This is a genomic window from Bellilinea sp., assembly GCF_053501535.1.
The window spans coordinates 1-10202 of record NZ_JBRCOK010000079.1; the positions used below are offsets into that span (position 1 = coordinate 1).

At 55.3% G+C, this 10202-nt stretch carries 10 protein-coding genes; 5 read left to right on the plus strand and 5 right to left on the minus strand.

The genetic code is table 11. The features are described from left to right. Positions 1 to 265 precede the first annotated feature (265 nt). The 4 genes from ACWIZX_RS08190 (at position 266) to ACWIZX_RS08205 (ending at position 2694) form a co-directional block, all read left to right on the plus strand. On the plus strand, positions 266 to 1084 hold the full coding sequence (locus tag ACWIZX_RS08190) for a CPBP family intramembrane glutamic endopeptidase (RefSeq protein WP_448335427.1): 819 nt from the start codon (positions 266 to 268) through the stop codon (positions 1082 to 1084). A gap of 225 nt (positions 1085 to 1309) precedes the next feature. Then, positions 1310 to 1714 (plus strand): hypothetical protein, encoded by a 405-nt coding sequence (locus ACWIZX_RS08195; RefSeq protein WP_448335428.1) that lies wholly within the window; start codon positions 1310 to 1312, stop codon positions 1712 to 1714. Positions 1715 to 1765: 51 nt separating this feature from the next. After that, positions 1766 to 2167, plus strand: a complete 402-nt coding sequence (locus ACWIZX_RS08200) for an ASCH domain-containing protein (protein WP_448335429.1) — start codon at positions 1766 to 1768, stop codon at positions 2165 to 2167. A gap of 14 nt (positions 2168 to 2181) precedes the next feature. After that, positions 2182 to 2694 carry a GNAT family N-acetyltransferase gene (locus ACWIZX_RS08205; protein ID WP_448335430.1) on the plus strand — a complete coding sequence of 171 codons (513 nt, stop codon included), beginning with the start codon at positions 2182 to 2184 and terminating at the stop codon, positions 2692 to 2694. Positions 2695 to 2818: 124 nt separating this feature from the next. On the opposite strand, the gene ACWIZX_RS08210 is transcribed toward ACWIZX_RS08205, so the two are convergent. The 4 genes from ACWIZX_RS08210 to ACWIZX_RS08225 form a co-directional block, all read right to left on the minus strand. Next, positions 2819 to 3226: a Zn-ribbon domain-containing OB-fold protein gene (locus ACWIZX_RS08210; RefSeq protein ID WP_448335431.1), complete on the minus strand. Its 408-nt coding sequence runs from the start codon at positions 3224 to 3226 to the stop codon at positions 2819 to 2821. Positions 3227 to 3337: 111 nt separating this feature from the next. Then, complete coding sequence (locus tag ACWIZX_RS08215) at positions 3338 to 4498, minus strand: thiolase C-terminal domain-containing protein (protein ID WP_322793666.1); 1161 nt, start codon at positions 4496 to 4498, stop codon at positions 3338 to 3340. Between the two features lie 11 nt (positions 4499 to 4509). Next, positions 4510 to 5583 (minus strand): hydroxymethylglutaryl-CoA synthase, encoded by a 1074-nt coding sequence (locus tag ACWIZX_RS08220; protein ID WP_322793667.1) that lies wholly within the window; start codon positions 5581 to 5583, stop codon positions 4510 to 4512. A 48-nt stretch (positions 5584 to 5631) separates the two neighbouring features. Next, entirely contained in the window at positions 5632 to 6918 is a 1287-nt protein-coding gene (locus tag ACWIZX_RS08225; protein ID WP_448335432.1) for a hydroxymethylglutaryl-CoA reductase, degradative, read from the minus strand. Between the two features lie 356 nt (positions 6919 to 7274). Here ACWIZX_RS08225 and ACWIZX_RS08230 point away from each other — a divergent pair, with 356 nt between their 5' ends. Further along, the gene (locus tag ACWIZX_RS08230; protein ID WP_448335433.1) at positions 7275 to 9440 is read left to right on the plus strand and encodes a hypothetical protein; all 2166 of its coding nucleotides are present in this window, start codon (positions 7275 to 7277) and stop codon (positions 9438 to 9440) included. 67 nt (positions 9441 to 9507) lie between these two features. Here ACWIZX_RS08230 and ACWIZX_RS08235 read toward each other — a convergent pair whose 3' ends face one another. After that, positions 9508 to 10044 carry a gluconokinase gene (locus ACWIZX_RS08235; protein WP_448335434.1) on the minus strand — a complete coding sequence of 179 codons (537 nt, stop codon included), beginning with the start codon at positions 10042 to 10044 and terminating at the stop codon, positions 9508 to 9510. Positions 10045 to 10202 lie beyond the last annotated feature (158 nt).

The window sequence follows — 10202 nt, forward strand, 5'->3', positions numbered from 1 at the left end:
TCCAGCCTACAGTTTATCGGCTCGATCCTTTCAATTTCTATCAAGGATAGTCCAGATTCCTATCAAAACCTATCAGACATTACCGTTTTTATGATCCATCAGCAAAAACAGAAAACCAAAATATAATCCTCTCCCTGAAACCACATCATTTTACAGAGCGAACTACATTATTGTGTAGTCTATTTTGATTTCTTTACTCGTAAACTATGAGCATGGGGAATATGCCCTCTTTCGCATCTGGTTTTATTTCAAAACGGAGAATGAGATGACTGAACATACCCTTACCACAAAACCTGGCCCGATCCATTTCGGTAAAACTTTTCTTGCTCTTCTGGGATTGGGACTGGCAGGTATCCTGTCGCTTATACCGACCGCCATTAAACAGATCGCTTCATTGCCAGCCGAACTGATGGATTTACCGCCACAGTTGGCGGCGGTGCTGGCTCTGGTCAATCCATTGATCTTGTTGATGATTGCCATCGTAATTGGTAATTTGCTGGCACAGGGAGTTGGTTTACGTTCGCTGGTGGCGGAAAAAGTCAGTCATGGAACACCACTCTGGCCTCAAATTCGCCCTCATCTAACGCTGGCATTTGGAATGGGCTTTCTGTTTGCCTTTGCCGTACTTGGACTGGACGCCGTAATGAACCCATTCGAAAATACGGAAATGGATACCGAAACCGCAACGCTCACCGGAATTTTCAGTCAACTGCTTCTCGGTCTACTGTATGGTGGCATCGTCGAAGAATTACTGCTTCGTTGGGGAGTGATGAGCCTGCTAGTCTGGTTAGGCTGGCGGATCATTCTGCGTAAAGAGGGACAGGCAACCCCTTCAGTGGTCTGGATGGCAATCATCCTTGCATCTCTTCTGTTCGGAATCGGGCATCTGCCGGCACTGGCAAACATGGTTGAACTAACTCCCCTCCTCATCTTCCGTACCATCCTGTTGAACGCGTTGGGCGGCATCCTCTTTGGCTGGCTCTATTGGCGGCGCGGTTTGGAATTGGCCATGGTTGCCCATGCCGCAGCACATGTCGGTTTCTTTGTGGTCAACCTTGCCACTTTTGCGTTGAAACTTTCCTAGGAAGGCGGAATACCGCCGCAAAGGTTCTAGAATGGTGTTGGTCAGTATTTTTTGGGAACGTATCAGTAGAATACATTGCTCTACGCTCTCATGCCTGACTGATTGGGTAAGATCCAGTATTGAGATACCAACAAACTGGCTTCTTGAAGTAGAAGGGTGATTTTCAGAATGGAATATCTTAAGTTTAGTTTACTTTTTATACTGATTTTCTGCGGTGCTTACCTCGTGGCTGGTCTGCTTGCTTATCGCATCAGCCATGAACTGTATCATGGTGAAAACCGCCTGTTGGATTTCCTCAAAAACATGGCAGATCCAGCGGAGAATGCTAGGGTGGCAAAATTAGCCATTCGTTTGCAGATCCTGCGGGGATTTTTGCTCTCCATTGTGCTTTACCCCATTATCGGATTTTTGGGAGAGTTGTCTTACCTCCTCCGATTCATCTTTCTAGCCGGCCTGATGTTTATCTACACCGATTTCGCCAGTGCAATCCCTTTCCCGCACAACATCGAAGGATTCATTTACATGAAAGATCGTTATCTTCAAAAAAGCGCGTTTTGGAAACTGCAGTTTGAAATGATTGTGTTCAGCCTGCTGTTTGGATCCATATCTGGCTGGCTTTTATTCTCATGAGCAGGGATAATAAATTCAGCAGGAGAAAAATTGAAATTGAAGAGGTGGTACATGAACCGGCCTAAAAGGATTCAGTTCTGGGGAGAGGATGAGAACGACGACCATCTGGTTATGGAAATCATCGAGGGCAAAAAGACGGCAACGGTCAGCAAAGCGGATAATTACTACGAACCGGAGAGTGAATTTGATGACGGCGGGCACGAAGTAACCGACATCGTGGATGTGTATGATCTTAAACAACGGCTGCGCTGCCGCATCCGCATCACCGAAGTGTATCCGGTGAAGTTTGGTAATATTCCCGAAAAACTATGGAAAGGGGAAGCGTGCCGAAGCGCGGAGCATTTCCAAGAGGCACACCGTTATTGCTGGCGGAATTGTGATTTGAATGATGAGTTCGAAATGATCGCAACCCATTTCGTACTTGTCGAGGTTATACCGCTTTCGAAGACGTAAACGGTAGCCATCTTATGCAATTGATTCAGGCAAAACCTGAGCATCTAGACGAAATCACCGAACTAATCCACCGGGTGACTGCGGCGCTGGTCAGGCAGGGAATATATCAATGGGACGAATATTATCCCAACCGAGCTTTTTTCCATGAAGCCATCATGGATGGTAACCTGTTCATTTTTGTCGACGATACGAAAATCATCGGTTGTGTAGTGCTGGATGAATGGCAACCTCCCGAATGGGCTGGTATCAACTGGCAATCCTCAGATTCTGCTGTGCTGGTCATCCATGCCCTTGCCATCGAGTCGCGTTTGCAGAGGCACGGCTACGGTTCGGTCCTGTTACAGGCTTGTGAACATTTGGCCATAGAAAACGGGTACAAAAGTATTCGTCTGGATACCCTTGAAGGCAACTCTGTAGCCAGGTATTTGTATGAACGACATGGGTATCGGTATCGGGGTCAGATTCGATACTGTTCCAAACCTGTTGGTCATCAAACATATCTTTGCTACGAGAAAATATTGACCTAATTAGGGGAAATGAAATTTCACAAAACGCAAAAAAGGCGGAAATTATCGAAAGAGGTTTCCGCCTCTTTGTTCATAGTTTTGCTATCAGCCTATTTTTAGGTAAATAATTTTAATTTGTAGCTGCTTATTCAATTGTTTCTACTCGCTTACGGAACTTATACCCGTAAATGATGATCCCCCGTTCGTTGCCGTCCGAGCGAATCTTGCGGGTGACCATTTCCACCGGCATGCCAATTTCCACCTCATCCGCATCCACATCGGTCAACTGCGCGGTGACCACCGGGCCCTCTTCCAGCTGCACCAGGGCCACCGTGTAAGGGGCAGTATCCTCAAACCCGGCCGGGGCTTCGGTCACATGGGTAAAGGAATAGATCGTGCCGCGCCCGCTAAAGGTAAAGGTCGTGCGCGCATCGTTACCGCAGTGCGGGCACACATCGCGCGGCGGGAAAATTTTGCCTTCGCAGTGCGGGCAAATCTCGCCCTGCAAAGAATAGCGCTGTTTCTTCAATCGCCAGTGTCGCGGAATTTCCATGGTTTATTTCTCCTTCTACTTTGTAAATCAATCCAGCCTACAGTTTATCGGCTCGATCCTTTCAATTTCTATCAAGGATAGTCCAGATTCCTATCAAAACCTATCAGACCCTCACAACCGTTCCAGTACATGGGCAAATGCGGAAGAAGCCGGCCCGCCCAAATTGAGCGTCAGCGCCAGGCGCGCATCCGCAACCTGATTGGCGCCCGCTTCACCGCGCAGCTGCTGGGCGGCTTCGACAATCTGGTAAACCCCCACCGCCCCCAGCGGGTTGCCGCGCCCTTTCGATCCGCCCATCGTCATCACCGGCAGCCTGCCGTCCAGCCGCAGGTCGCCGTTTTGACCCAGCCGCCAGCCTTCGCCGCGTTCGGCAAAACCGGCTGCTTCCAGCCCCAGCACGGCATAAATGGAAAAGGCATCATCCAGTTCGAACAAATCCACCTCGCCCGGCAAAATACCGCCCATTTCGCAGGCGCGCTGAACGGCATAGCGGGCAGATTCAAATGCCAGCGGATCGGGGCGGTCGTGTAACGCCAGCGTATCAATCACCCCCGCCGAGCCGCGCACCCGCACCAGCGGGTGGCGGATGCCGGCCTGCTTTGCCTTTTCGGGGGTGGTCAGCAGCACGGCTGCCGCTCCGTCCGCATAGGACGCCAGATCGAACAGGTTGAGCGGTTCGGCCAGTGGTTCGGCTTTCTCATAAGTTTCCTGCTGAATAGCTTTGCGGTACATGGCAAACGGATTGTTGACCGCGTTGGCGTGCGCCAGCACCGGGAACGCCCCAAACGCCGAACGGGGCGCGCCGTACTGATGCAGATAACGCTGCATCAGTAAACCGGCCTGGCCGGCCAGCGTCAGCCCGACCATGGCCTCATAATCGGCATCCATCGAAAGCGCCACGGCTGCTTCCTGCTCGCTGCCAATTGCATCGGTGTACTTTTCCACACCCACCACCAGCGCCGCATCCACGTATCCGGAGGCCACCGCGATGAAGCCCATCTGAAAGGCCGCCCCGCCGGAAGCCTGCCCCGCTTCACAGGTGAACGCTTCCACGCCGGTCAGACCGGCGTTATCCGCCAGCAGGGTGCCCAGGTTGGACTGGTGCGAGGTTACAATCGCCAGATAGTTGCCCACGTAAAGCGCGTCGGGGGTCAGCCCGTTGGCATCCTGCCGGGCTGCTTTCATCGCCTGATAGGCCAGTGAGCGCAGAGAAATATCCCACAGCTCACCCACCCGAGTCTGACCGATACCGGCAATCACCACATCACGCATGGTCAGCCTCCTCAATCCGCCAGCTTGCCGCGCAGGCGGACGTACATGCCGTAGTCAATTTCGGTGCGTCGGGCAATGTAATCCTGGGTTTGCAGCGCCAGCCGCTGGCGTTCCACCAGCGCTTCGGTGGTGCGGAACAGGAAGGCATCCGAACCGGCGCCCGAACCGAACGAAACCACCAGAATGCGGTCACCCGGTTTGGCGCAGTCCAGCACGGCCGAAAGGCCGATCATCGCCGCGCCGGCATAGGTGTTACCAATCACCGGCGAAAGCAGGCCGGGTTGAATTTGCTCGGGAGTAAAACCGAGCATTTTGGCCACCCGCTGCGGGAACTTGGTATTGGGCTGGTGAAAGACCGCGTATTGAATGTCACCGGCCGTCAGACCCAAATCCTTCATCAGCTGCTTGCCGGCCTCGGTGATGTGCTTGAAGTAAGCCGGGTCACCGGTAAAGCGCTGCCCGTGTTCGGGGTAACGTTCATTGGCCCGCCGCCAGAAATCGGGTGTGTCGGTCACATACGAATAGGTGCCCTCCACGACCGCCAGCGCTTCTTCCGCCGGGCCGAGAATATAGGCTGCCCCGCCGGCCGCAGCGGTGTATTCCAGCGCATCCCCGGGGCGGCCCTGCGCCGTATCCATGCCGATGGCCAGCGCATAACGCCCCATGCCGGCGGCAACCATGGCAATCGCCGCCACCATCGCCTCGGTACCGGCTTTGCAGGCAAATTCCCAATCACCGGCCTGTACGCTGACCGGTGCGCCGATGGCTTCGGCGACCACCGTTGAGCTGGGTTTGACGGCATACGGGTGCGATTCAGAGCCGACCCACACCGCCCGAATTTCGTGGGCGTGAATGCGGGCGCGCGCCAGCGCATTGCGGGCGGCTTCGATGGACATGGTGATCACGTCCTCATCCGCGCCGGGTACCGATTTCTCCCGTACCGGGGCTTCGTCCTTGCCGCCCTTCCAGATGCGCGCCACCTCACGCGCCGGCAGGCGGTAGCGCGGCACATACGCCCCATAACCAATGATGCCAACCGGGCGGGCCGGGATGTGCGTCAGGGTTTGAGTTTCGGGTTTTTCCATAAAAACACTCCTTGTTGGTTACTTCTCTTTCCTTAGGAGAGGATGCAATCAGGCTTCCCCTTGAATTTCCTTCAAAATCTGCTCGGCGCGGTCAATGCGCACCACCTTTTCGCGTACCATTTGCTCTGCCACGCGGTTGACCAGTTCGCCGGTTGCGCCGGCGGCAATGGCTACCTGCCGCGCGTGCAGGGTCATGTGTCCGCGCTGGATGCCCTCGGTTGCCAGCGCGCGCAGCGCCGCCAGATTTTGCGCCAGCCCCACCGAAATGATGATCTCCGCCAGTTCGCCGGCCGTTTTAACGCCCATCAGGCGGATGGCCGCCTGAGCTGCCGGGTGAACGCGGGTTGCCCCGCCGACAATTCCCACCGCCATCGGCATTTCCAGCGTGCCGAGCAGGTTGCCCTGTTCATCCCTGCCCCACGTGCTCAGGCTGGTATAGCGTCCGCTGCGGGCGGCGTAGGCGTGGGCGCCGGCCTCGATGGCGCGCCAGTCGTTGGCGGTCGCCATCACCACCGCATCCACACCGTTCATGATGCCCTTGTTGTGGGTGGCAGCCCGGTAGGGATCGGCAGCGGCAAATGCCCACGCGGCAATGATGCCATCGCGCACCTGCTCGGCGCTGAAATTTTCGAAGGCCAGTTCTTCCAGCCGAATGGTCACCCGCGCCCGTGCCAGCCGGCGTTCGGCAAGGTTGGTCAGGATGCGCAAATGCACCCGTCCGCCGGTAATCCGCTCGACCAGCGGCGCCAGCCGCTCCAGTGCGGTATTGACCGCGTTAGCGCCCATCGCATCGCGCACATCATAAATCAGGTGCAACACCAGAAAGCTGCCAATCGGCGATTCCTCGATGATGCGCACCTCTAAACCCCGCGGGCCGCCGCCCAAACCGGTCAGCACCGGATCAATTTTCGCGGCTTCGGCCAGCAATTCATCGCGCTTTTCCAGCAGGCGCAGGCGGGCGGTTGGGGCATCGGCAACACCCAGAATTTGGATCTGCCCGATCATTTCCGGCGGGTCGGCCTGAGCGATGAAACCGCCGCCGGAACGCGCCAGTTTTGCCATGAAGGACGCACTGGCGACCACCGAAGGTTCCTCAATGACCATCGGCACCAGCACCTCACGCCCGTTGACGATGAAATAACGCGCAATTCCCAGCGGCAGCCCGTAAACACCAATCACATTTTCAATCATGTGATCGGCCTGTTCGAGGGTCAAACCGGCTGCACCGCTCAGCGCCTGCAGGTCGGCATCGCTCAGCTGAGCCTGCTTACCCACCCATTCCATTCGTTGGGCGGGGGGCAGGTCATAAAATTTTGCCCCACTTTTTTCAGGCATGCGTATACAATTCCTCCGGCGATCAAAAATGAACAGGTTTTTTAACCAAACCTACCGTATGTTACCCCCAAAGGTCACTCAAAATCTATCAAATTTTCAGAGAAAGATTATACAAAACTGAGACAAACTTTCTGCGCACCCCGCCGGTGGAAAAAGTGGACATTCTCACCAACTGCAGTTTTTCAATCAGGGTTGATGCGTGCCCGCGTTTTTTACTTTTTTTTCGCTCCGGTTAAATCGTGAAAGTCGCGGTATCCTATTCCAATATTAAGTGCTATTATGATAATGTAAGTCTATATTATCAATGTTATACCTTCGTCAAGGTATAACACCTTTTCTCCAAAAGGAGGTTCTGTATGGTCGAAGAAAGCAGCAAGAACAAACAACGGACACTGCGTGTCCAGATCCGATTCCCGGATAAAACCGAAGGGGAAAAAACACCCCCTATCCGGGTCTATTTGTTTGACCGCCAGGGCAACCTGATCGACTCGCAGCCTTTCACCAAAGAAACCGTCAGCCTTCGCCTCCCTTCCGATCAAAATTATCGTCTGTATGTTGGCCCCGACCTGCTCGGCGAGGAAAAAATCTCCCCGCCGGACTTGCTGCAACAACTGGTCAAAGCCAAAGCCGTATTACAGGATGTCATCCCCGCTCTGCGCCCCTCCTTACTGGAAATTGCTATTTCCCGCGCCATCTATCTATGCTGGTGGAGGTATTGCGTAATTGTCCGCGGGAATGTGCGCAAACGATTCGCCTCAGGTAGTTACGCCACCATTTGCCAGGGCACTGTCAAAATCTACGAAGTGGATTTTCTCTGTTACCTGCAGCGGCTTCCCTTGCCGGAATTGGAGCGCCTGCGAGATGATTTGCTGGATCTGCTTCGCCGCCCGCCTTTCCCACCCCTGCCAGAACCGATTCCCTTCCCGTTTCCGGAGCCCAATCCGCCATTTCCTCCCATCCCACCCGGTCCGGGACCGGATCCCGCTCCTTTCCGGCAGGCGATGCTTCTTTCCCGTCCGCAAGAATCCAGCAGCCCATCGGTTACTTCGGCTGCACTTTCGGATGTCAGTGCCCGCCTGTCTGTGCTTAAGGGCGAATCGCTGCAGCGTTTCATCATCGAGAATAAAGTGACGCTGGCACCGTATTTGTGCATTGCCCTGCCGGATTTCTTTTACTGTTTACGCCTGCTGGCAGAGGTGCCCATCCAGTCCGACGGTTCTTTTTACAAAGAATTGTGCTTCTGGTGCCCATCCGACATTCCCGACCTGTACTTCCGCGTAACCCAGAATATCGGCGGTACCGAGCGGCTGATCTACAGCCCTCCCATCGGTTGTAACACCTACTGGAATTACAATGGTACGCCTTCCATCCAGATCACCGTAACCGACCCACAGTCCGTTGCCTGTTTGGAAGACCCCGACCGCCCCATCCCCGGTGATGAACTGTACGTCTGGCCGACCGCTATCGGCAATATTGACCTGCGCAACATTACCGACCTGGAAAACAACCCGCTGATCAGCACCTCGACTACCGGTCTGGTCAACGGCACAACCCCGTGGGGCGGCACACTGGCTTTGCAAATGAACTTCGACCCGCGCCTGAAGACCCTCAGCAATGTGCGTTATTACCGTTGGTCCTACAAATTCGAGGGCGACGCCAACTTTACCCAAATTGATGCGACCGTCACCCACCGCTACATGACCATTACCTACTCGCCGCTCACCATTCACCTGAATCCGGTGGTGCTCGGGCCGAAAACCGTCAATGGCGTTACAAATCTTTATGAAGTGCCGGACCCCTCCCCGGGTGACGGATGGGTCAACATCAACGATCCTTATGACCGCCCGTTTGCCTACTTTGACAGCACCGGCAACAAATTACCCCCCTTCACCTACAACGATGTGCTCCCGCGCCGCTCCGGCCTGGTCACCCTCTTGCTGGAAATGTTCGATGCCAGTGGTAATCTGGTGTCCTGTTCAAATTTGGGCGGCAGCGGGCCGTTTAAGTTTGTCCTGCCCGACCTCAGCACGCCCAACACCTACACCAGTGTGCTGACTTCCAACAACATCACCCCGCAGGGACAGTTGATGTTCCGCGTGCGGGTGGATAATGCCGATACGGTTGCCCAGCTGCAAAATGTACGCACCCCGCTCGGCACAGCCGATTCGTGCGGCTTTTTACGCTTCAACACCCTCAGCGATCTGGTTTCGGTGGAGTACGTTGCCCGCCACCCCAACAATTTCCTGACGTGGGGATTGGGCATTTCACGCGGTTTGTGCGGTGGTGTAGCCTCCGCTGGCGGTTCAACCAGCTCGCCGGCTTCACCGCCTCCTCCGCCGGCCACCTTCTCCAATACTGCCAGTCACCTGCTGCGTAATCTGGGCGGTTCGTGCACTGCCTGCAACGACGGCGCTGCCTTTGCCGTCAACCTTTCTACCCACGCCACCGCCACCGATGGCTACGGTCGCCAATCACAGTATGACCGCCACGCCACGATTGCCTTTGCCTTAATCAAGAGTTAGTGCGCGCTGCTGAAAACTCCTTCAACCGGCAGACGGACTTTCAACATCTGTTTGCCGGTTGTGGTGTTTACCCCGGTTCAATCTTCCCACCCCGTTCCAAAAGAGAATTTGAACCTGCCGCGCCGGTTAGAATTTGCCCGACAATCTCATCCACCCCCAGGCTGGCATCCATCACCAGCGCTTCGGCTGGTTCTTCCAATGCTTCAAACTGACTGGCCAGCAAACTGACCGGCATGTAATGCCCGCGCCTTTCGGCCAGCCGCTGACGGCATACATCATATCCTGCGCGCAAGTAAACCAGCTGCACGCCTTCGGCTTCCGCCAGCAAAACCCGGCGGTATTGTTCCTTAAGCGCCGAACAGGCCAGCACGGCCGGCCGGTCATTCCGCAGGCATTCCAAAATCAAAGCATGCAGTCTTTCCAGCCAGCCGGCGCGGTCTTCGTCTGTCAGCGGAATACCGGCTGCCATTTTGGCCACATTCTCCGCCGGGTGATAGTCATCCGCATCGTAAAACGCCCAGCCGAGCCGCTCCGCCAGCGCGCGTCCCACCGTCGTCTTGCCGCAGCCCGCCACGCCCATCAGCAGGAAGAACTGGATCGTCATGCCGTCTCTCCGCAGCGCAGCAGCGGCGGACAGGCAATCCGCAGGGGAATTCCGGCTGCATCCTGAGATTCTTTCTGGCGCAGGTAGCCGCCCTCTTCTCCGCGGTTAAGCCAGGCAGCAACCGCCAAAACCAGCGCGTCCAAAACATCGTCCGGCTG

Excerpts from the sequence above, each read along its gene's own strand:
- ACWIZX_RS08200 (WP_448335429.1), top strand. The coding sequence starts at position 1,766 with ATGAACCGGCCTAAAAGGATTCAGTTCTGGGGAGAGGATGAGAACGAC.
- ACWIZX_RS08205 (WP_448335430.1), top strand. The coding sequence starts at position 2,182 with ATGCAATTGATTCAGGCAAAACCTGAGCATCTAGACGAAATCACCGAA.
- ACWIZX_RS08210 (WP_448335431.1), bottom strand. The coding sequence starts at position 3,226 with ATGGAAATTCCGCGACACTGGCGATTGAAGAAACAGCGCTATTCTTTG.
- ACWIZX_RS08225 (WP_448335432.1), bottom strand. The coding sequence starts at position 6,918 with ATGCCTGAAAAAAGTGGGGCAAAATTTTATGACCTGCCCCCCGCCCAA.
- ACWIZX_RS08235 (WP_448335434.1), bottom strand. The coding sequence starts at position 10,044 with ATGACGATCCAGTTCTTCCTGCTGATGGGCGTGGCGGGCTGCGGCAAG.
- ACWIZX_RS08230 (WP_448335433.1), top strand. The coding sequence starts at position 7,275 with ATGGTCGAAGAAAGCAGCAAGAACAAACAACGGACACTGCGTGTCCAG.
- ACWIZX_RS08220 (WP_322793667.1), bottom strand. The coding sequence starts at position 5,583 with ATGGAAAAACCCGAAACTCAAACCCTGACGCACATCCCGGCCCGCCCG.
- ACWIZX_RS08190 (WP_448335427.1), top strand. The coding sequence starts at position 266 with ATGACTGAACATACCCTTACCACAAAACCTGGCCCGATCCATTTCGGT.
- ACWIZX_RS08215 (WP_322793666.1), bottom strand. The coding sequence starts at position 4,498 with ATGCGTGATGTGGTGATTGCCGGTATCGGTCAGACTCGGGTGGGTGAG.